Raw genomic sequence first — 22748 nt, 5'->3', positions numbered from 1 at the left:
CGCCGCGCGCGAGCGGCTGGGCGGCGAAGCCGTGGAGCCCGCGCAAGCCGACGCTTTGTGGCGCGCGCTGCGCGAGCAAAGCCATCCCTTCTTTGCGCCGGTGCAAGCCGGCCGGGCGCTGTGGCGCATTGCCGTGCCGAGCACCGCCGCGCCGCTGGCGCTGCCGGGCGGGCAGCTGATCGAATGGGGCGGTGGCCAGCGCTGGTGGCTGGGCGGCAGCGACAGCGCGGCGGACAGCGCCCTGGTGCGCGCCGCGGCCAAGGCGGGCGGCGGCCATGCCACGCTGTTCCGCAATGGCGACAAGTCCGTGGGCGTGTTCACGCCGCTGTCCGCGCCGCTGGCCGCCATCCACCAGCGGCTCAAGGCAACGTTCGACCCCGCCGGCATCTTCAACCCGCAGCGCATGTACGCCGACCTCTGAGCCGCGGGCCTCACTGCACCGTCCAGCATCGATCCCCAGCAAAGGCACCGGAGAGTCCCCGAACCATGCAAACCACCCTGGCCGAATTCCTGCGCGACACGCCCGACGGCGAAGAAGCCAAGTCCATCGTCGGCAAATGCGTGCATTGCGGCTTCTGCACCGCGACCTGCCCCACCTACCAGTTGCTCGGCGACGAGCTGGACGGCCCGCGCGGCCGCATCTACCTGATGAAGCAGGTGCTGGAAGGCCAGCCCGTCACGGAAAGCACGCGCCTGCACCTGGACCGCTGCCTCACGTGCCGCAACTGCGAATCCACCTGCCCCTCGGGCGTGAAGTACGGCCGGCTGGTCGATATCGGCCGCAAGGTGGTGGATGACCGCCTGGAGGCGCAAGGCATCCAGCGTCCGGCGCGCGAGCGTTTCGCGCGGTGGGCGCTGCGCGAAAGCATGACGCGCCCGGCGCTGTTCGGCACGGCCATGCGCATGGGCCAGCGCGTGCGCCCGCTGCTGCCGCAGGCGCTGCGCAACAAGGTGCCGCAAGCGGTCGATGCCGGCGCATGGCCGCGCACCACGCATGCGCGCAAGATGTTGTTGCTCGACGGCTGCGTGCAACCGTCGATGTCGCCCAACATCAATGCCGCCACGGCCCGCGTGTTCGACCGCCTTGGCGTGCAACTGGTGGTGGCGCGCGAGGCCGGCTGCTGCGGCGCCGTGCGCTATCACACCGGCGACCACGATGGCGGCCTCGACAATATGCGGCGCAATATCGACGCCTGGTGGCCGGCCGTGCAAGCCGGCGCGGAGGCCATCGTGATGACCGCATCGGGCTGTGGCGTGATGGTCAAGGAATACGGTCACCTGCTGCGCAACGATGCCCGCTACGCGGATCGCGCGCGCCAGATCTCGGCGCTGACCAAGGATCTGTCGGAGCTGCTGCCGAACTTCGCCGACGCCCTGCAAGACGCGGCCTCCGAGGCAAGAAGCAGCGAAGGCACTGACGGCCAGCGCGTGGCCTACCATCCGCCCTGCACGCTGCAGCACGGCCAGCAGATCCGCGGCAAGGTGGAAGCCCTGCTGACGGGCCTGGGGGTGGACGTCAAGCTCTGCGCCGACAGCCACCTGTGCTGTGGCTCCGCGGGCACGTATTCGGTGCTGCAGCCCGAATTGTCCTATCGGCTGCGCGACGAGAAGCTCGCCAACCTGCAGGCCTCGAAGCCCGACGCCATCGTCTCGGCGAATATCGGCTGCATCACGCACCTGCAAAGCGGCACCGGCACGCCGGTGATGCACTGGATCGAACTGGTGGATCGCATGCTGGGGTAAGTATCCCGAGGTGCCGGCCGAAGCTGACAAGTCAGGCCAAAGCCGCGTGCCATGACGACGGCTGTCTCTCCCTCTCCCCTCAGGGGGAAAGGGCCGGGGAGAGGGGTGGCTTAGCTAGGAGCTACTTGAAGCGAAGCCTTCGGTTGTTTCCAGCACGACAGCATATCGAGCGCCCGCCCTCTCCCCCAGCCCCTCTCCCACAAGTGGGAGAGGGGAGCCAACCCGCGGCAAGATGAACCAATTGTGGTAGCCGTGAATTCTCGCCCCACGGGCGGGAATCACCCAAGCGCGATGCGAAGCGAGCCATCAAGGTTTGAATCTCCCGTTATGCGGCGAGGGGTCTTCGCCGCATCCGGGTCGCCTTCTTTGCCTACTTTCTTGGCGAGCCAAGAAAGTAGGTCGCCTCCCCGCACAGTTGCTTTTGACGTAGCAAACCCGCTGGAGCAAGGGCCCGCTCCGGGTTACCATGCGAGGGCTCCAATCCCGGCTGTCCTCGCCCCGCACCCGCATGCTCCAGACCTTCGCCATCCTGCTGGTTTTCCAATCCCTCGGGGAAGCGCTCAGCTATTCCCTGAGCCTGCCCGTGCCCGGGCCGGTGATCGGCATGATCCTGCTGTTCGGCTGGCTCACGTTCGACGACCGGCTGTTGCCGGTGATCCAGGGGACCACGTCCGAGCTGCTCAAGCACTTGTCGCTGTTGTTCGTGCCGGCCGGCGTCGGCATCATGGTGCACGCGCACCGCATCGGCGGGGAGTGGCTGCCGATCGTGGTGGCGCTGGTGGTGTCCACCTGGCTTGCGATCGCCACCACCGCGCTGGTGGCGCGCGCGCTGATGGGCCGTGCGCGGCCGCCCGAGGATGCCGCCGCGCCCGGCGCGCAAGCCGGTTCGGGGGAACAAGCATGACGCCGCGCCTGAACGAGATCTGGGTCTACCTGGCGGCCAGCCCGCTGCTCGGCCTGACCGCCACCTTGCTGGCCTATGTCTTCGCGTTCCGCGTCTATGAGCGCGCGCGCTTCTCGCCGCTGGCCAATCCCGTGATGATCGCGGTCGCCATCCTGGTCACCCTGCTGACGGTGACCGGCACGCCGTACAAGACCTATTTCGATGGCGCGCAGTTCGTCCACTTCCTGCTCGGGCCGGCTACCGTCGCGCTGGCCGTGCCGCTCTACATGCAGCTGCCCAAGCTGCGCCGGCACGTGTTCCCGCTACTGGGCGGACTGCTGGCGGGATCGCTGGTGGCGGTGGTATCGGCCGTCGGCATCGCCTGGCTGCTGGGCGCGTCGCCCGAGACCATGCGCTCGCTCGCGCCCAAGTCGGTCACCATCCCGATCGCCATGGGCGTGGCCGAGAAGATCGGCGGCCTGCCCTCCCTGACCGCCGTGCTGGTGATGGCCACCGGCATCATCGGCGCGGTCAGCGCCACCAAGCTGCTGAACCTGCTGCGCATTTCCGACTACACCGTGCGCGGCTTCGCCACCGGCGTGGCAGCGCACGGCATCGGCACCGCGCGCGCCTTCCAGGTCAACCAGGAGGCCGGCGCCTTCGCCGCGCTCGGCATGGGCCTGAACGGCGTGCTGACCGCCGTGATCGTGCCGATGCTGGCGGCATGGATGCCGCGCTGATCCCTGCTGACAGGACGTTGTCAGGAGCCCCCGCGCATGATCCGTCTCTCCATCACCCCTGAGAGAAAGAGAGACCATCATGAGCGGACTGATCAACTGGCTTGAAATCCCTGTCACGGACATGGCCCGTGCCATCCGGTTCTACGAACAGGCCTTCGAGACCACCCTCAAGCGCGAAACCATGGCGCAGATCGACATGGCTGTGTTTGCCAACCATGAGCCTGGTGGCGCACTGGTGGCTGGCGAGGGCTACCGCCCTTCGGCCGACGGCTGCCTGCCTTACCTGCACACGCCGCAGCTCACGGCGCTGCTGGCGCGTGTCACGGCGGCCGGCGGCAAGACCGTGTTCGGCCCGCTGCAGCTGCCTGGCGATATCGGCCATATTGCGCATATCATCGACAGCGAGGGCAATCGCGTCGGCCTGCACCAGCCGCTGGCAGGCTGATCGGCTACCGCAACCGCTTTACCAATACCCGCATAGCACCAAGATGAAGCCTCGATGAGCCGCCGCGCTGACCGCCTTTTCCAGATCGTCCAGGTATTGCGGGGGCGCCGCCTCACCACGGCGGCGCTGCTGGCGCAGCGGCTCGGGGTGTCCGAGCGCACGGTGTACCGGGATATCCAGGCGCTGTCGCTGTCGGGCGTTCCGGTCGAGGGCGAAGCGGGCATCGGCTACCGGTTGCGGGCCGACTATGACGTCCCTCCGCTGATGTTTACCGCGATCGAAGTCGAGGCGCTGGTGGCAGGGCTGCGCCTGCTCAAGGCCTGGGGCGGCGGCGCGCTGGCCGCCGCCGCCGATCCCGCGCTGGAAAAGCTGGTGGCGGCGCTGCCGCCCGCGCGGCGTCATGCGGCGCAGCAAAGCCGCGTGTTCGCCCCCGAATTCGTCAACCTCCCGCAGGTGCGTGACGCGTTTGACGTGGTGCACGGCGCCATGAACGCGCAACGCCTGCTGCACCTGGACTATACCGACGCGCAACAGCGCGCCACCGACCGCATCGTGCAGCCGCTGGGCCTGTTTTTCTGGGGCAATAGCTGGCTGCTGGCCGCCTGGTGCACCACGCGCACCGACTATCGCAGCTTCCGCCTGGACCGCTGCCGCGGCATCGTCATGCTGGACGAACGCTTCCACGAAACGCCCGACCGCTCGCTCAACGGCTTCCTGCGTGCGGTGCAGCACACCAGCGGCTAGCCGGCTAGCCGGCTGATCGGCTGATCGACCAAGGGGCGCGCGGATAACATCGACCCCCGCTTCACGCGAGGCCGTGGGCACCTGCAGGATGCGCCTTTAGGCCGGCTCGGCCAGCAGCGTCTCGATGTCGCGCTTGATGTCCTCGGGCTTGGTGGTGGGCGCGTAGCGCTTGAACACCGTCCCGTTGCGGCGCAGCAGGAACTTGGTGAAGTTCCACTTGATCACCTCCAGGCCAAGCACACCCGGCTTCTCCGAGGTCAGCCATCGATACAGCGGATGCGCGTTGTCGCCCTTGACGTCGATCTTGCCGAACATCGGGAAGGTGACGTGGAAGCGCGATTCACAGAACTGGCCGATCTGCGCTGCGTCGCCCGGCTCCTGCTTGCCGAACTGGTTGCAGGGAAAACCCAGCACTTCAAGGCCACTGCCTGCATACTGTTCCTGCAGCGCCTGCAGGGCGGCATATTGGGGCGTGAAGCCGCACTCGCTGGCGGTGTTCACGATCAGCAGCACCTTGCCGCTGAATTGCGACAGCGGCACCGGCTGGCCGGCCAGGGAACTGGCTTCGAACTGGTAGACATTGCTCATGACGGAATCCTCGGGTGGCACGGCGGCGCACGGCGATGCGCGTCCTGCGCCGGACAGTGTACTAGGCGATGCTGCCGTGCGTGCTCAGATCACGTTCAGATGTTCGGTGCCGGCGCCCAGGTCGGTCTCGCGGTCCAGGGTGCCGTGCAGCTTGATCATCAGCCGCAGGTCGTTGAGCGAGTCGGCGTTGCGCAGCGCGTCTTCGTAGGTGATCTTGCCGGCTTCGTACAGGTCGAACAGCGCCTGGTCGAACGACACCATGCCCTGCTCTCGCGATTTCTTGATGACTTCCTTGAGCGCGTGGATCTCGCCCTTGAAGATCAGGTCGGCCACCAGCGGCGTGCCGATCATGATCTCCACCGCCGGCACGCGGCCCTTTTGCCCCTTGCGTGGCAACAGGCGCTGCGACACCATCGCCTTCAGGTTGAGCGACAGGTCAATCAGCAACTGCTGGCGCTTTTCCTCGGGGAAGAAGTTGACCACGCGGTCGATGGCCTGGTTGGCATTGTTGGCGTGCAGGGTGGCCAGGCACAGGTGGCCCGTTTCCGCGTACTGCATCGCGTATTCCATGGTTTCCCGGTCGCGGATTTCGCCGATCAGGATCACGTCGGGCGCCTGGCGCAAGGTGTTCTTCAACGCCACGTGCCAGGAGTCGGTATCGATGCCGACCTCGCGCTGCGTGACGATGCAGTTCTGGTGCGCGTGCACGTATTCGATCGGGTCCTCGATGGTGATGATGTGCCCGTACGAATGGGCGTTGCGGTGATCGAGCATGGCGGCGAGCGACGTCGACTTGCCCGAGCCGGTGGCGCCGGTGACGATCACCAGCCCGCGCTTTGACATCACGATGTCATGCAGCGCCGGCGGCAGGTCGAGATCTTCCACCGAAGGGATGCGCGTATTGATGGTACGCACCACCATGCCCGCCTTGCCCTGCTGGATGAACGCGGAAACGCGAAAGCGCCCGGCGTTGGGCACGGAGATGGCGAAGTTGCACTCGCGGCTGCCGTCGAACTCGCTCGCCTGACGCTCGTTCATGATGGAGCGCACCAGGCCAAGCGCCTGGGTGGGATTGAGCGGCTGCTGCGAGACCGGCGTGATCTTGCCGTCGACCTTGATGGCGGGCGGAAAGTCGGCGGTGATGAACAGGTCCGAGCCGCGGTTTCCCACCATGAGCTCGAGCAGGTCGTTGATGTACTTGGCGGCGGATTCGCGATCGAGCATGGCGGTGTCCTGGTTCGGATGCGGCGGACTCGCCTCAGCCCGTGAATGAGTCGGGGTTCTTGGCGATGGCGCGCGCATCGTTGTAGTTGATGATGCCGCGCTTGATCAGGTCCGACAGGCACTGGTCCAGCGTCTGCATGCCAAGCCCGCTGCTGGTCTGCATCATCGAGTACATCTGCGCGATCTTGTTCTCGCGGATCAGGTGGCGGATCGCCGGCGTGGCAATCATGATCTCGTGCGCCGCCGTGCGGCCGTTGCCTTCGCGCGTCTTGAGCAGCGTTTGCGAGATCACCGCTTCGAGCGACTCGGACAACATGGTGCGCACCATGTCTTTTTCTTCGGGCGGGAACACGTCGACAACCCGGTCAATGGTCTTGGCCGCCGAACTGGTGTGCAGCGTGGCGAACACCAGGTGGCCGGTTTCGGCCGCGGTCAGCGCCAGGCGGATGGTTTCCAGGTCGCGCAGCTCGCCCACCAGCACCACATCGGGATCCTCGCGCAGCGCGGAGCGCAGCGCATTGGCGAAGGAATGCGTGTGCGGCCCCAGCTCGCGCTGGTTGATCAGGCTCTTCTTGGACGTGTGCACGAACTCGATCGGATCCTCCACCGTGAGGATGTGGCCCATGTCGTGATCGTTGCGGTGGTCCACCATCGCCGCCAGCGTGGTGGATTTGCCCGAACCCGTGGGCCCGGTCACCAGCACCAGGCCGCGCGGCTTCATGCACAGGTCGGCGAACACCGCCGGCGCGCGCAGGTCCTCCAGCGTCAATACCTTGGAGGGAATGGTCCGGAACACCGCGGCGGCGCCGCGCTGCGTGTTGTAGGCATTGACCCGGAAACGCGACAGGCTGGCGATTTCGAAGGAAAAGTCGATTTCCAGCCGTTCCTCATATTGCTTGCGCTGGGTGTCGCTCATGATGTCGTACACCATGGCATGGACATCCTTGTGGCCCATCGCGGCCACATTGATGCGGCGCATATCGCCGTGGATACGCACCATCGGCGGCATGTCTGCCGAGAGATGGAGATCGGACGCCTTGTTCTTGACGGCGAAAGCTAATAGCTGCGCGATGTCCATCTATAATGACCCCACCCTTTTTTGTCGTACTTTTTGTTGTACTTCTTGATATGTTTGCCGGATTATGTCTGTAATCGCCGCCAACTTGCAAGCCGTCAACCGGCGCGTCGCGGCAGCCGCACAACAGGCCGGTCGACCGGCCGGTGAAGTCACGCTTCTGGCGGTTTCCAAGACCTTCCCCGCTGCCGCGGTGCAGGCCGCGTTCGACGCCGGCCAGCGCGCCTTTGGCGAGAACTACGTGCAGGAAGGCGTGGACAAGATGGCACAGCTTGGCGGCTTGCGCGACCAGATCAGCTGGCACTTCATCGGCCCCCTGCAAAGCAACAAGACGCGTGCCGTAGCCGAGCAGTTCGACTGGGTCCATGCCATCGACCGCCTGCGCATCGCCGAGCGGCTGTCGGCGCAGCGCCCCGCCGGCATGGCGCCGCTGCAAGTCTGCCTGCAGGTCAATATCAGCGGTGAAGCCAGCAAGAGCGGCGTCGCGCCAGACGAAGTGCCCGCGCTGGCACGCGCCGTGGCTGCGCTGCCCGGGCTGCGGCTGCGCGGCCTGATGGCCATTCCGGCGCCGCAGAGCGACGCGGCGGCCCAGCGCCGGCCGTTTGCCGCGCTGCGCACCCTGCTCGACACCTTGCGCGCCGCCGGGCTGGATGTGGACACCCTGTCGATGGGCATGTCCGCCGACATGGAGGCCGCCATTGCCGAGGGCGCTACCGTGGTGCGCATCGGCACCGCCATTTTCGGCGCGCGTGACTATGCCACGGCACCCGAGGCGACACAGGCCACGCCGGGCTGAAAGCCGCCCCCTTATTTCCAGACGATTCCCAGCAAGAGACCGACATGCTCAACAATCTCACCTTTGGTTTCCTCGGCGGCGGCAATATGGCCACCGCCCTGATCGGCGGCCTGATCGCCCGGGGCGTGCCGGCCACCTCGATCCGCGTGGTCGATCCGTTCGATGAAGCGCAGGCACGGCTGCGGCGCGACCTCGGGGTGCATGCGGCAGGCGCGCCCGACGCCGCCTTTGGCAAGAGCGACGTGCTCGTGCTGGCGGTCAAGCCGCAGCAGTTCCGCGAGGCAGCGGCATCGCTGCTGCCGCACCTGGGCGACAGCCTGATCGTGAGCGTGGCCGCCGGCATCCGCCTGGCCGACATGCAGCGCTGGTTCGGCGGGCGCACCCGCCTGGTGCGCGCCATGCCCAACACACCGGCGCTGGCCGGCATGGGCATGACCGGCCTGGCCGGCGTAGCCGGGCTGGCGCAGCAAGACCGCGACATCGCCCGTGCGCTGGCCGAAGCCGTGGGCAAGTGCGAATGGGTGGAAGGCGACGCGCAGATCGACGCAGTGACCGCCATCTCCGGCAGTGGCCCGGCCTACGTCTTCTACTTCATCGAAGCCATGGAGAAGGCGGCCGTGGAACTCGGCCTGAGCACCGCGCAAGGACGCGCGCTGGCAGTGGAAACCTTCCGCGGCGCCGCGGCCCTGGCCGCGCAGTCGGACGAGCCGGTCAGCCTGCTGCGCGAGCGTGTGACCTCCAAGGGCGGCACCACCTATGCAGCGCTCACGGCGATGCAAGCCGCCGGCATCGGCGAAGCCTTTGTTAAAGCCATGCACGCCGCGGCGGAACGCGCGACGCAAATGGGTGCGGAGTTTGGCAAGGACTGAGTGAAGGCTCTTCTGCCAGGGTGACCTCCCAGCGCGCTCGCCGGAGCCGGCCGAAAAGGCCAAAACCGCCTGGGATGACGACGGCTGTCTCCCTCTCCCCTCAGGGGGAGAGGGCCGGGGAGAGGGGTGGCTTAGCTAGGAGCCACTCAAAGCGAAGCCCGTGGTTTTTTCAGCACAACGGCATGACGAGCGCCCGCCCTCTCCCCCGGCCCCTCTCCCACAAGTGGGAGAGGGGAGCAAACCGTCGGGAAGCTAGCACTTGCCCCTCTCCCGCTGCGTGGGAGAGGGGAGCAAACCCTCGGGACGCTAGCGCTTGCGGCCAGCCGCCTCACCGCAACGCATAAGCCGCCGCCGTACCAGCAAACACGCAGGCCCCCAACCAGTTGTTGTGCCGGAACGCGGCAAAGCACTTCATGCGATCCCGCTCGCGAATCAGCGTGTAGTGATACACCGCGCATCCCGCCGCAGCCACCAGCCCGATCCAGTACGGCCAGCCCAGCCCGAACTGCGCACCGGCCCAGGCCATCAGCCCCAGGAACACCGCATAGCAGATCATGATGGCGCCCACGTCAAACCGCCCGAACGTGATCGCCGAAGTCTTCATGCCGAGCAGCAAATCGTCATCGCGATCCACCATGGCATAGGCGGTATCGTAGGCTACCGCCCAGAACACATTGGCCAGCAGCATCACCCACGCCACCACGGGCACATGGTCCTGCACCGCGGCGAACGTCATCGGGATGCCAAAGCCGAAGGCAATGCCGAGGTAGGCCTGCGGGATGGCAAAGAACCGCTTGAAGAACGGATAGGTGCCGGCGAGCACGGCCGCCACCACGGCCAGCCATTTGGTGAACGCGTTGAGCGGCGTGATCAGGGCGAAGGCCGCAAGCGCCAGCACCACCGCCACCGCCACTGCCTCCCACGCGGCAATCTTGCCCGCGGTCAGCGGCCGCTCCCTGGTGCGCTTGACGTGCTTGTCGAAGTCACGGTCGGCCCAGTCGTTCATGGCGCAGCCGGCCGAGCGCATCAGGAAGGTGCCGATGACGAAGATCCAGAACAGGCTCCACGCCGGCCGGCCGCCGGTGGCCATCCACAATGCCCACAGCGTAGGCCACAACAGCAACAGCGTGCCGATGGGCTTGTCGATGCGCACCAGGCGCGCGTACAGGGCTAAGCGTTCAAACATGGCAGGGGGCCCGCGACACAGCGGTCAGGGCAAGGCAAGGGCATTAAACGAAAAACGAAAACGCGCCGCGACCCGGTCAGGGCGCGGCGCGCATGGCCGGCAGCACACGAAGGCAGCCGGCAGGGCATCAGGCCAGCATCGAGCGCAGCATCCACGCGGTTTTTTCGTGCGTCTGCATGCGCTGGGTCAGCAGGTCGGCGGAGGGTTCGTCGCCAGCGGCGTCGATCACCGGGAACAACGAGCGCGCGGTGCGCACCACGGCTTCCTGGCCTTCGACCAGCTTGCGGATCATCTCGGTGGCTTCGGGCACGCCCTCTTCCTCGGGGATCGACGACAAGCGAGCGTATTCCTTGTAGGTGCCCGGCGCCGGGTAGCCCAGCGCGCGGATACGCTCGGCGATCGAGTCCACGGCGAGCGCCAGCTCGGTGTATTGCGTCTCGAACATCAGGTGCAACGTGTTGAACATCGGACCCGTGACGTTCCAGTGGAAGTTATGGGTCTTGAGATAAAGCGTGTAGGTATCCGCCAGCAACTTGGACAGGCCTTCCGCGATCTTCTTGCGTTCTTTGTCGGAAATGCCGATGTTCACGCTCATCTCATTCTTCTTTGCCATGATAGGTACGCTCCGATCTGGGGTGGCTTTGAAAACTGCCGCGCCACTGGACGCGGCACAACCCGCACATTATGGCATCACCCGGTGAAGGCGGACAAACCCGCGGCCGCGTCCAGGAACATCGCGACCGCGCCCAGCGCGATCACCGCCAGCCCGATTTCCGTGCGCCACAGCTTGCGCTGCAGGCGCGCCGCGTCTTCGCGGCGGGGGCTATCGTGGGCGACGTGTTGCAACTGTTGAAACTCGCTGACGAACATTCTGAACAGGGCCATGATGGTTCTCCTTGCCGGGCTTTCAAGGTGGCCCCGGCCCGGGGCCACCCGCACTGCCCTGCTTCATTGCTTGCGCATTACTTCAGGTTCAGCGCGCGCCTGACACCTTCGCCGTAGGCGGGATCGGCCTTGGTGAAGTGCGCCAGCTGCACGCGCACGATGTCTTCCGGCACGCCCTGCATGGCCGCCGCGATGTTCGAGTACAGGCGCTGGCGCTGGGCCTCGTCGAACAGGCGGAACAGCGCGCCCGGCTGGCTGTAGTAGTCGCTGTCGACACGGTGGTCGAAGCGGTCGGCGGCACCATCCAGGGCCAGCGGCGGCTCGACGGCGCGTTCGCTGGCGGCGTAGGCGCCCTCGCGGTTCGGCTCGTAGTTGAGCTTGCCGCCCTGGTTGCCGTCCACGCGCATCGCGCCGTCGCGGTGGTAGGTATTGTGGAACGGGCACTTGGGCGCATTCACCGGGATCTGGTTATGGTTCACGCCCAAGCGGTAGCGCTGCGTGTCGCCATACGAGAACAGCCGGCCCTGCAGCATCTTGTCGGGCGAGAAGCCGATGCCTGGCACGATGTTGGACGGGTTCATCGCCACCTGCTCCACCTCGGCGAAGTAGTTGTCCGGGTTGCGGTTGAGTTCCAGCACGCCCACGTCGATCAGCGGATAGTCCTTGTGTGGCCACACCTTGGTCAGGTCGAACGGATTGATGTGGTACTTGGCCGCATCGACTTCGGGCATGACCTGCACGCGCACGTTCCAGCGCGGGAAGTTGCCCTTTTCGATGTTCTCGAACAGGTCGCGCTGCGCGCTCTCGCGGTCGCCCGCCACTACCTTGGCCGCTTCCTCGTTGGTCCAGTTGGCGATGCCCTGCTGCGACTTGAAGTGGAACTTCACCCAGAAGCGCTCGTTGGCGGCGTTGATGAACGAATACGTGTGCGAACCGAAGCCATGGATCTGGCGATAGTTCTGCGGCAGGCCGCGATCGCTCATCAGGATGGTGACCTGGTGCAGCGACTCCGGATGGCGCGACCAGAAGTCCCACACGGCGATCGGGTCACGCAGGTTGGTGCGCGGGTTGCGTTTTTGCGTGTGGATGAAATCCGGGAATTTGAGCGGGTCGCGCACGAAGAACACCGGCGTGTTGTTGCCCACCACGTCCCAGTTGCCTTCGTCGGTGTAGAACTTGACCGAGAACCCGCGCACATCGCGCTCTGCGTCGGCCGCGCCGCGCTCGCCCGCCACCGTGGAGAAGCGCATGAACAGCGGCGTTTGCTTGCCGACGCTGGCAAAGACCGAGGCCTTGGAAAAGCGCGTGATGTCATGGGTGACCGTGAAGGTGCCATGGGCGCCCGAGCCCTTGGCGTGCACGCGGCGCTCGGGGATGACTTCACGGTCGAAGTGAGCGAGCTTCTCCAGGAACCACACGTCCTGCAGCAGCATCGGGCCGCGCGGGCCGGCGGTCTGCGAATTCTGGTTGTCGGCTACCGGCGCGCCGGCGGCGGTGGTCAGAGTGTCCTTGTCCTTGCTCATCTTGGCCTCATTTTTCTTGGGGGGTGGAACGGGGAGTCTGGCTGGGGCGGGCGGCGCGAAAGCCGCCGGGTCATTTCAGTACACCGTGGCGTAACAGGCAAGGCAGGCGGCCATACGGCCGGCCAGCGCGCTCAGGAGCTCGCCGGCGGCGGTCAAGCTGGGGTTTTCGCCTTTCATGTGCGACTCCTTGTCGGTAACAGCACGCAGTGCGTCGATGCAGGAAGTCTACGGGAAGGCTATTGAATTGCGAATTCAATTATTTCTAACTATGAAATAGAGCATACCTATTCCCTGCCTGCGCGCCAGCGTCGCATAGGACCAAGACACAGTGAAGTCAGAAAAATCGAGGGGGGAGAAAAACCAAGGCGGGGAAGCGTGCGGCCGGCGCCGAGCGCCGGCAGGCAGGGTGCGCTCAGGCCGCTTCAGCCAGTTCCTTGGCGGCCAGCATGCTGACACCGGGCAGGTCGCAGGCCGCCACCGCGCGGCGCAACGCCTCCATGGCCGGCAGGCGCGTAAAGCTCTTGCGCCAGGCCAGCACCACGCGCCGGTCGGGCACGGGATCGGTAAAGGGCACGTAGGCCAACAGGTCGTTCTTGTTGGACTTGAGATCCGGCACCGAAGTCCGCGGCAGCACGGTGATGCCAACGCCACTTGCCACCATATGGCGGATGGTTTCCAGCGAGGAGCCTTCGAAGGTCTTCTGGATACCGTCGGCCGCCTGCGAAAAGCGCGACAGCTCCGGGCACACGCCCAGCACCTGGTCGCGGAAGCAATGCCCGCTGCCCAGCAGCAGCATGGTCTGCTGCTTCAGTTCGTCGGGATCGACTTTCCCGGCATGCTCCAGATGGTGGCCACGCGGCACCGCCACGACGAAGGGCTCGTCATACAGCGGTTGCACGGTCAGCCCCGAATCGGCAAAGGGCTCGGCCATGATGGCGCAGTCGATCTCGCCTTGCTTGAGCAGCTCGATCAGCTTGACCGTGTAGTTCTCCTGCAGCATCAGCGGCATCTGCGGCACGGTCTGGATCATCTCCTTGACCAGCGTGGGCAGCAGGTAGGGCCCGATGGTGTAGATCACGCCAAGCCGCAGCGGCCCGGCCAGCGGGTCCTTGCCCTGCTTGGCGATTTCGCGGATGGCCATGGTCTGCTCCAGCACGCGCTGGGCCTGCGCCACGATCTGCTCGCCGATCGGCGTCACCGAGACTTCGGACGTGCCGCGCTCGAAGATCTGCACATTGAGTTCGTCTTCCAGCTTCTTGATCGCCACCGACAGCGTCGGCTGCGACACGAAGCAGGCTTCGGCCGCCCGGCCGAAATGGCGCTCGCGCGCCACGGCGACGATGTACTTGAGTTCGGTGAGCGTCATGACTTATCAATTCCCGTTAAGCGATAGATTTTACCTTCGATTCGACGTTCTGTCAGAGATGACAAGCAAAGCGGCGCAGGCGATACCTGATCGCCTGCGCCGGGTGCGCCCCCGCCGTCACATCAGGCCTTCAGGTAATGTTCCCTGCCACCCAGCCAGCGCAACAAGTGCGCCTCGACCGCCTCCGGGTAGCGCGCCAGCATCAGCTCGGCGGCCTCCTGGGCGTAGTCGACCAGCCAGGCGTCGGTGTTGAGATCGGCGAAACGCAGCATCGCCTCGCCGGACTGGCGCGCGCCAAGGAACTCGCCGGGCCCCCGTATCTGCAGGTCGCGCCGGGCGATCTCGAAACCATCGGTGGTCTCGCGCATGGTCGCCAGCCGCTCGCGCCCGGTGGGCGAGAGCGGCGCCTGGTACATCAGCAGGCAGACCGATTCCGCGCTGCCCCGCCCTACCCGGCCGCGCAACTGGTGCAACTGCGCCAGGCCAAAACGCTCGGCGTGCTCGATCACCATCAGCGAAGCGTTGGGCACGTCCACCCCCACCTCGATCACGGTGGTGGCCACCAGCACCTGCAGCCGGTTGGCGGTGAAGTCTTCCATCACCGCGGCCTTCTCCGTCGGCGCCAGGCGACCGTGCACCAGCCCGACCTTGAGCTCGGGCAAGGCGGCCACCAGGGTTTCGTAGGTCTCCACCGCGGTCTGCAGTTGCAGCGCTTCGCTCTCCTCGATCAGCGGGCAGACCCAGTAGACCTGGCGGCCATCGGCGGCGGCGTGGTGCACGCGCGCGATCACCTCGTCGCGGCGCGCGTCGTTGACCAGCCGGGTCACCACCGGGGTGCGCCCGGGCGGCAGCTCGTCGATCACCGAGACGTCGAGATCGGCGTAGTAGGTCATGGCCAGCGTGCGCGGGATCGGCGTGGCCGACATCATCAACTGGTGCGGCACGGTTTGCGTGACCTTGCCGGCCTTGCCCTGCGTGGCGGCGGCATCGGGGTCCGCCTTGCCGCGCAGCGCCAGCCGCTGGGCCACGCCGAAGCGATGCTGCTCGTCGACCACGGACAAGCCCAGGCGGGCAAACTTGACGCTGTCCTGGATCAGCGCGTGGGTGCCGATGGCCAGCTTGGCCTCGCCGGACTCGACCTTGGCCGCGGCCTCGCGCTTGGCGCGCGTCTTCAGGCTGCCTGCCAGCCACACCACCGGCACGCCCAGCGGCTCCAGCCAGGCGGAGAGCTTGCGGTAGTGCTGCTCGGCCAGGATTTCGGTGGGTGCCATCAGCGCGGCCTGGTAGCCGGCATCGATGGCCTGGCAAGCCGCCAGCGCCGCCACGATGGTTTTGCCGCTGCCGACGTCGCCCTGCAGCAGGCGATGCATCGGGTGGGGCGCGCCCATGTCCTTGGCGATCTCTTCCACCACGCGCTGCTGCGCGCCGGTCAGCTTGAACGGCAGTGCCGCCAGGAAGGCGGTGAGCAGGCCGCCCGCGCGGCGCGGCATGGGCGGCGCGCTCTTGTCGCGCCGCGCCGCCTGGGAGCGCTTGAGGGAGAGCTGCTGCGCCAGCAGCTCATCGAGCTTGATACGTTGCCAGGCCGGGTGCGAGCGCTCGATCAGGGCGTGCTCGTCCACCTCCTGCGGCGGCGAGTGCAGCAGCCGCAGGCACTCCGGCAAGGGCTGCAGCTTGAGCTGCGCCAGCGGGCCTTGCAGCACGGGGATGGGCAGGGTCTCCGGCAGCGGCGTGCGCGACAGCGCGCCGCCGATGGCCTTGCGCAGGTAGCTTTGCGGGATGCCGGCGGTGCTCGGGTAGACCGGGGTCAGCCGCTCGGGCAGCGCCTCGCCGGGCGTCACCGCGCGCACGGTGGGATGGACCATCTCCGCGCCGAAGAAGCCGCCGCGCAGCTCGCCGCGCACCCGCAGGAAGGCGCCTTCGGCCATCTGCTGGGCCTGGCTGCCGTAGAAATTGATGAAGCGTAGCGTCAGCTCGCCGGTATCGTCGGCGATCTTGACCACTAGCTGGCGGCGCGGGCGCAGGCTGACCTCGTTGGAGGTGACCACGCCCTCGACCTGCACCGTCAGCCCCATCCCCGCGCGCCCGATGGCATCGGCGATCGGCAGCAGCGTGGTCTCGTCCTCGTAGCGCATGGGCAGGTGCAGCACCAGGTCGACATCGCGCTTGAGGCCGAGCTTGTGCAGCCGGGCCATGGCCGAGGACGGCTTGCCGGCGGCAGCGCCCTTGGACGCCGCCTTGCCCGGACGGCCCGGCTTGTCCCCGGCGCGCGCCGCGGGCGGGCTGTCGGTGGTTTCCGGGGTTCGGTCGGGAGCGGTTCCTGGCATCTGGGGCGTGGCTAGCGATTCGGGTCGGGGCGCATGCCTGGTGGCACGGGCAGGTTGGCACAAATAGGCGATATCACGCGCGCCCGGGCGGCGGAGTCGCCCCAAGCCTTACAATATCGGATTCGCCGATTGTACCTATGCCGGCCGCGCCACCGCGCGGTCTGCGGCCGTTTTTGCCCCCATGATGCTGACGCTGTCCGATTTTGACTTTGCCCTCCCGCCCGAACTGATCGCCCAGACCGCCTTGCCGGAGCGCGGCGCGAGCCGGCTGCTGGTGGTGGATACGGACGCGCAGGACGGCGCCACCCGCCTCACCGACCGCACGTTCGCCGATATCGTCGACTACCTGCGTCCGAACGACCTGCTGGTATTCAACGACACGCGCGTCATCAAGGCGCGTTTCTTCGGCCAGAAGGGCAGCGGCGGCAAGGTCGAGGTGCTGGTCGAGCGGGTGCTGGACAGCCACACCGTGCTGGCCCAGGTGCGCGCCTCCAAGACACCGCCCGTGGGCAGCCTGCTGCGCCTGGCGGATGCCTTTGACGTCACAGTGGGCCCGCGCGTGGACCAGTTCTTCACGCTCACCTTCCCAGAGCCGGCGCTGGAGCTGATCGAGCGCCACGGCCGCCTGCCGCTGCCGCCGTACATCACCCACGACCCCGACGCCTTCGACGAAACCCGCTACCAGACGGTCTACGCCCGCGCCCCCGGCGCGGTGGCCGCGCCCACCGCCGGCCTGCATTTCGACGAAGCGCTGTTCGCCCGGCTCGATGCGCTGGGCGTGCGCCGCGGCTTTCTGACACTGCACGTGGGCGCCGGCACCTTCCAGCCGGTACGCACCGAGAACCTGGCCGAGCACAAGATGCACGCCGAGTGGTACGAAGTGTCGGACGCGCTGGCCCAGGCCGTGCGCGACACGCGCGCCGCCGGCGGTCGCGTGATCGCGGTCGGCACCACCTCGCTGCGCGCGCTGGAGTCCGCCGGCGCGGCCGATGGCACGCTGGCCGCCGGCCGTGGCGACACCGATATCTTCATCACACCCGGCTACCGTTTCCGGGTGGTCGATGCGCTGATCACCAATTTCCACCTGCCCAAGTCGACCTTGCTGATGCTGGTGTCGGCGCTGGCTGGGGTGGAGCCCATCCGCGCCGCCTACCGCCATGCGGTGGCCGAGCGCTACCGCTTCTTCAGCTACGGTGACGCCATGCTGCTGACGCGCCAGCCCCAGCCCTGAGCGCGCCGCGCCAGCCCGAACCTGAATCCCGAATCCAGCCATGCTCAACTTCGAACTGCTCACCACCGACGGCAACGCCCGCCGCGGCCGCGTCACCCTCAACCACGGCGTGGTCGAGACCCCGATCTTCATGCCGGTCGGCACCTACGGCTCGGTCAAGGCGATGTCGCCACTCGAGCTCGGTGAAATCAACGCCCAGATCATCCTGGGCAATACCTTCCACCTGTGGCTGCGCCCCGGGCTGGAAGTGGTGGCAAAGCACGGCGGCCTGCACCGCTTCATGGGCTGGGACAAGCCGATCCTGACCGACTCGGGCGGCTTCCAGGTGTTTTCGCTGGGCGCGCTGCGCAAGATCACCGAGGATGGCGTGACCTTTGCCTCGCCGGTCAATGGCGACAAGCTGTTCCTGTCGCCCGAGATTTCGATGCAGATCCAGCGCACGCTGAACTCCGACATCGTGATGCAGTTCGACGAATGCACGCCGTACGAGATCGACGGCCGCCCCGCCACCCATGCGGAAGCGGCCGCCTCCATGCGCATGAGCCTGCGCTGGGCCAAGCGCTCGATCGAAGAGTTCAATGGCCTGGAAAACCCCAACGCGCTGTTCGGCATCGTCCAGGGCGGCATGTTCGAGGATCTGCGCGACGAGTCGCTGGCCGGCCTGTCGGAGCTGGACTTCCACGGCTACGCCATCGGTGGCCTGTCGGTCGGCGAGCCCAAGGAAGACATGATGCGCGTGCTGGAACACGTGGGCCCGCGCCTGCCCGCGCACAAGCCGCACTACCTGATGGGCGTGGGCACGCCCGAAGACCTGGTGGCCGGCGTGGCCTCGGGCGTGGACATGTTCGACTGCGTGATGCCGACCCGCAATGCCCGCAACGGCTGGCTGTTCACGCGCTTTGGCGACGTCAAGATCAAGAACGCCGTCCACCGCAACGACACCCGGCCGCTGGACGAATCCTGCGGCTGCTACACCTGCCGCAACTTCTCGCGCTCCTACCTGCACCACCTGCACCGGGTCGGCGAGATCCTGGGCGCGCGCCTGAACACCATCCATAACCTGCACTACTACCTGGAACTGATGGGCGAGATGCGCGAAGCCATCGAGGAGCACCGCTTCGAGGCCTTCCGCCTGCAGTTCGCCGCCGATCGCGCGCGCGGGGCGCAGTAGCGCCGCGCCGGCGGCTGCCGCGCCCCGGCGTGAACTTTCCGTACGGCACCGGTCGAATAGCGGTGCCTGCAGCTGCAAAGCGGCTTGCAAGGCGCCCCGAACAAACCCGTACTACACCGTAAATGCCCGGATCAGGCATGGAATGCGGTTGCAAGCGGGTGGTAGAATGACCGACTAACTGATTGACTTTGTGACGGAGAAGCAACGTGCTGATTTCTAACGCATTTGCCCAGACTGCCGGCGTGACCGGCGGTGCGGCGGGTGGCCTGATGAGTTTCCTGCCTATCATCTTGATGTTCGCTGTGCTGTGGTTCATCATGATCCGCCCGCAGATGAAGCGCCAGAAAGAATCGAAGGCAATGCTGGAAGCGCTGGCCAAGAACGACGAAGTCGTGACTGCCGGCGGCATTCTCGGCCGTGTCACCAAGGTCAACGAGCAATACGTAACCCTCGAAATCGCCGCGGGCACCGAAATCACGGTGCAAAAGAGCGCGGTTACCACGGTGCTGCCCAAGGGCTCGCTGAAGTCGCTCTGAGCACCACGGCTGCGGGCGTGACGTCGCTTGACACACAGCGCCGCCCAGCTTCTCCCGCACCGCCAGCCTGCTTTTTCGCCCTTCCCGGCACGCCTTTAGCGCGCGTGCCCCTGCAGCCGCCTGATCCAGCCCGGGTTATCCGTGGATGCCAGGCGGCTGTTTGCCAACCGGTGCGGTGGTGCCAACTGCCCGCTGACGGTCTCGTCGGCGCCGCCAACCGAAGAACGACTGGCCAAAGATGAATCGCTATCCGCTTTGGAAATACCTCGTGATCCTGGTGGCTCTCGCCATCGGCATCACCTATACGCTGCCGAACTTCTTCGGCGAGGCGCCTGCCGTGCAGGTCTCCTCCGCCAAGGTCACGGTCAAGGTCGACCTGGCCATGCAAAAGCAGATCGAGCAGATCCTGGCGCAGAACAACCTGCAGCCCGATGGCATGTTCTTCGACCTGAACGGCCAGTCCGGCTCGGTCAAGGCGCGCTTCAAGACGCCCGACGAGCAGCTCAAGGCCAAGGACGTGCTGACCCGCGCGCTCAACCCCGACCCCAATGACGCCACCTACGTGGTCGCGCTGAACCTGCTGTCGGGCTCGCCGCGCTGGCTCACCGCCATGCACGCGCTGCCGATGTACCTGGGGCTGGACTTGCGCGGTGGCGTGCACTTCCTGCTGCAAGTGGACATGAAGGGCGCGGTCGACAAGAAGCTCGACAGCCTGGCCGGCGACGCCCGCACCCTGCTGCGCGACAAGGGCATCCGCCATGGCGGCATCGACCGCGAAGGCGACCGCCTGACGGTGCGCTTCAACAATGCCGACGACGCCACCAAGGCGCGCGGCATCCTGGCCGACAACCTGCGCGAGCTGGCGTTCACCCCGGATGGCAACAACATCTCCGGCGTGTTCACCGACGCGGCCCGCAAGGCGGTGCAGGATGCTGCGGTCAAGCAGAACATCACCACCCTGCACAACCGGGTCAATGAGCTCGGCGTGGCCGAGCCGGTGATCCAGCAGCAAGGCGCCGACCGTATCGTGGTGCAGCTGCCCGGCGTGCAGGACACCGCCAAGGCCAAGGACATCATCGGCCGCACCGCCACGCTGGAAGCCCGCCTGGCCGACCCCGACGCGCCGCGCAGCCCGCGCCCGGGCGACCCGATCCCCTTCGGCAGCGAGCTGTTCACGCAAGGTAACGGTGCCCCGGTAGTGCTCAAGAAGCAGGTGATCTTCACCGGCGACCGCATCGAAAGCGCCTCGGCCGGCTTCGACCAGAACCAGCGCGCCTCGGTCAATATCAAGCTCGACGCCCAGGGCGGCCGCGTGCTGCGCGACGTCTCGCGCGAGAACATCGGCAAGCCGATGGGCATCGTGCTGTTCGAGAAGGGCAAGGGCGAAGTGCTGACGGTGGCAACGATCCAGTCCGAACTGGGTTCCAGCTTCCAGATCACCGGCTCGTACTCCACCGAAGCCGCCAACGACCTGGCACTGCTGCTGCGCGCCGGCTCGCTGGCCGCGCCGATGGAAATCATCGAAGAGCGCACCATCGGCCCGTCGCTGGGCGCGGACAACATCAAGAAGGGCTTTGACTCGGTAGCCTACGGCTTCGCCGCCATCGCCGTCTTCATGATGCTGTACTACATGCTGTTCGGCGTGTTCTCGGTGGCCGCGCTGGCCGTCAACCTGCTGCTGCTGGTGGCGGTGCTGTCGATGCTGCAGGCCACGCTGACGCTGCCCGGCATCGCCGCTATCGCGCTGGTGCTCGGCATGGCCATCGACGCCAACGTGCTGATCAACGAGCGGATCCGCGAGGAATTGCGCGCGGGCGCTTCGCCGCAGATGGCAATCGCCGTCGGCTTTGACCGCGCCTGGGCCACCATCCTGGACTCCAACGTGACCACGCTGATCGCGGGCCTGGCGCTGCTGGCCTTCGGCTCCGGCCCGGTGCGCGGCTTTGCCGTGGTGCACTGCCTGGGCATCATGACCTCGATGTTCTCGGCGGTGTTCTTCAACCGCGGCCTGGTGAACCTCTGGTACGGCCGCAAGAAGAAGCTGCAAAGCGTGGCGATCGGCCAGATCTGGAAGCCGGGCTCGGATAGCCAGGGCACCATCGCCAAGTAAGCATCATGGGTGTCCGCGCGCAGGACGCGCACGGACATCCAACCAGCATAGAACGGCAGCAGGCGCTGCCGTACAAAACAGGATTCAACATGGAATTCTTCCGCATCCGGCGCGACATTCCGTTCATGAAGCACGCGTTGATCTTCAACGTGATTTCCTTCCTGACGTTTGCCGCCGCCGTATTCTTCCTCGCGCACAAGGGCCTGCACCTGTCGATCGAGTTCACCGGCGGCACGGTGATGGAGGTCAACTACCAGCAGACGGCCGATCTCGAACGCATCCGCGGCCAGGTCGGCAAACTCGGCTACTCCGACGTGCAGGTGCAGAACTTCGGCACCTCGCGCGACGTGATGATCCGCCTGCCGCTGCAAAAGGGCCCGGACGGCAAGACCGTCACCTCGGCCCAGCAGAGCGAGCAGGTCATGACCGCGCTGCAAACGGCCGCGCCTGACGTCAAGCTCCAGCGCGTCGAGTTCGTCGGCCCGCAGGTGGGCAAGGAACTGGCCACCGACGGCCTGCTGGCGCTGCTGTGCGTGGTCGCCGGCATCGTGATCTACCTGTCATTCCGCTTCGAGTGGAAGTTCGCGGTGGCCGGCATCATCGCCAACCTGCACGACGTGGTGATCATCCTGGGCTTCTTCGCCTTCTTCCAGTGGGAATTCTCGCTGTCGGTGCTGGCGGCGATCCTGGCGGTGCTGGGCTACTCGGTCAACGAATCGGTGGTGATTTTCGACCGGATCCGCGAGAATTTCCGCAAGTTCCGCAAGATGACCACGCACGAGATCATCGACAATGCGATCACCAGCACCATCTCGCGGACCATCATCACCCACGGCTCGACCCAAATGATGGTGCTGTCGATGTTCTTCTTCGGCGGCCCCACCCTGCACTACTTCGCGCTGGCGCTGACTGTCGGCATCTTGTTCGGTATCTACTCCTCGGTATTCGTCGCCGCGGCGCTGGCCATGTGGCTGGGCGTCAAGCGCGAGGACCTGGTCAAGGGCGAGAAGAAGCCAGGCGACGTCGACCGCGACGACCCGAACTTCGGCGCGCAGGCCTGACGGGCACGCCGCGGACAGTTCCAAAGGCTACAAAAAAGGGCACCTTAGGGTGCCCTTTTTGTAAGCGGCTGGCGAACCCATCTTGCGGGTCTCGTTGTGCCGACAGATAGTGTCCGCTTAAATTTAAGCGGACGCGATGATGGGTACAGAATTAGCGGTTAAGCGTGTACGGTAAGCGCCCGGCGAACACACCTTGATCGGGGGGATATTGAGGGCGAGGATCGTGTCCATCTAAATTTGGCATGGAC

At 66.3% G+C, this 22748-nt stretch carries 21 protein-coding genes and 1 pseudogene; 13 read left to right on the top strand and 9 right to left on the bottom strand.

Annotated features, from left to right (window positions below; genetic code table 11):
* From glcE to ACGLHR_RS41800, 6 genes and pseudogenes are all read left to right on the top strand, one after another.
* Nucleotides 1-421, top strand: a pseudogene (gene glcE / locus ACGLHR_RS41825) (glycolate oxidase subunit GlcE); the annotation flags it as partial.
* A 65-nt stretch (nt 422-486) separates the two neighbouring features.
* Nucleotides 487-1743: a glycolate oxidase subunit GlcF gene (glcF, locus tag ACGLHR_RS41820; RefSeq protein ID WP_400101701.1), complete on the top strand. Its 1257-nt coding sequence runs from the start codon at nt 487-489 to the stop codon at nt 1741-1743.
* Between the two features lie 508 nt (nt 1744-2251).
* Nucleotides 2252-2647, top strand: a complete 396-nt coding sequence (locus ACGLHR_RS41815) for a CidA/LrgA family protein (RefSeq protein WP_400101699.1) — start codon at nt 2252-2254, stop codon at nt 2645-2647.
* Nucleotides 2644-3366, top strand: a complete 723-nt coding sequence (locus ACGLHR_RS41810) for an LrgB family protein (RefSeq protein ID WP_267604357.1) — start codon at nt 2644-2646, stop codon at nt 3364-3366. The genes ACGLHR_RS41815 and ACGLHR_RS41810 overlap by 4 nt, the downstream gene beginning before the upstream one ends.
* A gap of 79 nt (nt 3367-3445) precedes the next feature.
* Nucleotides 3446-3811, top strand: coding sequence for a VOC family protein (locus tag ACGLHR_RS41805; protein ID WP_267604359.1), 366 nt, complete (start codon nt 3446-3448; stop codon nt 3809-3811).
* A 54-nt stretch (nt 3812-3865) separates the two neighbouring features.
* Nucleotides 3866-4555 (top strand): helix-turn-helix transcriptional regulator, encoded by a 690-nt coding sequence (locus ACGLHR_RS41800; protein ID WP_400101696.1) that lies wholly within the window; start codon nt 3866-3868, stop codon nt 4553-4555.
* A 96-nt stretch (nt 4556-4651) separates the two neighbouring features.
* Here the strand turns inward: ACGLHR_RS41800 and ACGLHR_RS41795 are convergent, their stop codons facing one another.
* From ACGLHR_RS41795 to ACGLHR_RS41785, 3 genes are all read right to left on the bottom strand, one after another.
* Nucleotides 4652-5143, bottom strand: a complete 492-nt coding sequence (locus ACGLHR_RS41795; RefSeq protein ID WP_318230888.1) for a glutathione peroxidase — start codon at nt 5141-5143, stop codon at nt 4652-4654.
* Between the two features lie 84 nt (nt 5144-5227).
* Entirely contained in the window at nt 5228-6367 is a 1140-nt protein-coding gene (locus tag ACGLHR_RS41790; RefSeq protein ID WP_400101694.1) for a PilT/PilU family type 4a pilus ATPase, read from the bottom strand.
* Between the two features lie 34 nt (nt 6368-6401).
* Nucleotides 6402-7445, bottom strand: coding sequence for a type IV pilus twitching motility protein PilT (locus ACGLHR_RS41785; RefSeq protein WP_400101692.1), 1044 nt, complete (start codon nt 7443-7445; stop codon nt 6402-6404).
* Between the two features lie 64 nt (nt 7446-7509).
* Here ACGLHR_RS41785 and ACGLHR_RS41780 point away from each other — a divergent pair, with 64 nt between their 5' ends.
* On the top strand, nt 7510-8238 hold the full coding sequence (locus tag ACGLHR_RS41780; RefSeq protein ID WP_400101690.1) for a YggS family pyridoxal phosphate-dependent enzyme: 729 nt from the start codon (nt 7510-7512) through the stop codon (nt 8236-8238).
* Nucleotides 8239-8282: 44 nt separating this feature from the next.
* Nucleotides 8283-9107: a pyrroline-5-carboxylate reductase gene (proC, locus tag ACGLHR_RS41775; RefSeq protein ID WP_400101688.1), complete on the top strand. Its 825-nt coding sequence runs from the start codon at nt 8283-8285 to the stop codon at nt 9105-9107.
* A gap of 328 nt (nt 9108-9435) precedes the next feature.
* On the opposite strand, the gene ubiA is transcribed toward proC, so the two are convergent.
* From ubiA to recG, 6 genes are all read right to left on the bottom strand, one after another.
* On the bottom strand, nt 9436-10293 hold the full coding sequence (ubiA, locus tag ACGLHR_RS41770) for a 4-hydroxybenzoate octaprenyltransferase (RefSeq protein WP_400101686.1): 858 nt from the start codon (nt 10291-10293) through the stop codon (nt 9436-9438).
* 127 nt (nt 10294-10420) lie between these two features.
* Nucleotides 10421-10906, bottom strand: coding sequence for a Dps family protein (locus ACGLHR_RS41765; protein WP_035867478.1), 486 nt, complete (start codon nt 10904-10906; stop codon nt 10421-10423).
* A 77-nt stretch (nt 10907-10983) separates the two neighbouring features.
* Nucleotides 10984-11178, bottom strand: a complete 195-nt coding sequence (locus tag ACGLHR_RS41760) for a hypothetical protein (protein WP_400101683.1) — start codon at nt 11176-11178, stop codon at nt 10984-10986.
* Nucleotides 11179-11255: 77 nt separating this feature from the next.
* On the bottom strand, nt 11256-12701 hold the full coding sequence (locus ACGLHR_RS41755; protein ID WP_400101681.1) for a catalase: 1446 nt from the start codon (nt 12699-12701) through the stop codon (nt 11256-11258).
* 412 nt (nt 12702-13113) lie between these two features.
* The gene (locus ACGLHR_RS41750; protein WP_267604369.1) at nt 13114-14067 is read right to left on the bottom strand and encodes a LysR substrate-binding domain-containing protein; all 954 of its coding nucleotides are present in this window, start codon (nt 14065-14067) and stop codon (nt 13114-13116) included.
* Nucleotides 14068-14189: 122 nt separating this feature from the next.
* Nucleotides 14190-16391, bottom strand: coding sequence for an ATP-dependent DNA helicase RecG (gene recG, locus ACGLHR_RS41745; protein ID WP_400101679.1), 2202 nt, complete (start codon nt 16389-16391; stop codon nt 14190-14192).
* Between the two features lie 184 nt (nt 16392-16575).
* Here recG and queA point away from each other — a divergent pair, with 184 nt between their 5' ends.
* From queA to secF, 5 genes are all read left to right on the top strand, one after another.
* On the top strand, nt 16576-17622 hold the full coding sequence (queA, locus tag ACGLHR_RS41740) for a tRNA preQ1(34) S-adenosylmethionine ribosyltransferase-isomerase QueA (RefSeq protein ID WP_267606506.1): 1047 nt from the start codon (nt 16576-16578) through the stop codon (nt 17620-17622).
* Between the two features lie 40 nt (nt 17623-17662).
* Nucleotides 17663-18793, top strand: a complete 1131-nt coding sequence (gene tgt, locus ACGLHR_RS41735) for a tRNA guanosine(34) transglycosylase Tgt (RefSeq protein WP_400101677.1) — start codon at nt 17663-17665, stop codon at nt 18791-18793.
* 206 nt (nt 18794-18999) lie between these two features.
* The gene (gene yajC / locus ACGLHR_RS41730; protein ID WP_267604372.1) at nt 19000-19329 is read left to right on the top strand and encodes a preprotein translocase subunit YajC; all 330 of its coding nucleotides are present in this window, start codon (nt 19000-19002) and stop codon (nt 19327-19329) included.
* A gap of 238 nt (nt 19330-19567) precedes the next feature.
* Complete coding sequence (secD, locus tag ACGLHR_RS41725; protein WP_400101675.1) at nt 19568-21439, top strand: protein translocase subunit SecD; 1872 nt, start codon at nt 19568-19570, stop codon at nt 21437-21439.
* 89 nt (nt 21440-21528) lie between these two features.
* Entirely contained in the window at nt 21529-22500 is a 972-nt protein-coding gene (gene secF, locus ACGLHR_RS41720) for a protein translocase subunit SecF (protein ID WP_400101673.1), read from the top strand.
* Nucleotides 22501-22748: the final 248 nt, after the last annotated feature.

The organism is Cupriavidus sp. CuC1, assembly GCF_044627735.1.
Classification (GTDB): Bacteria; Pseudomonadota; Gammaproteobacteria; order Burkholderiales; family Burkholderiaceae; genus Cupriavidus; species Cupriavidus ulmosensis.
This window is presented reverse-complemented; position numbering and strand designations above follow the sequence as displayed.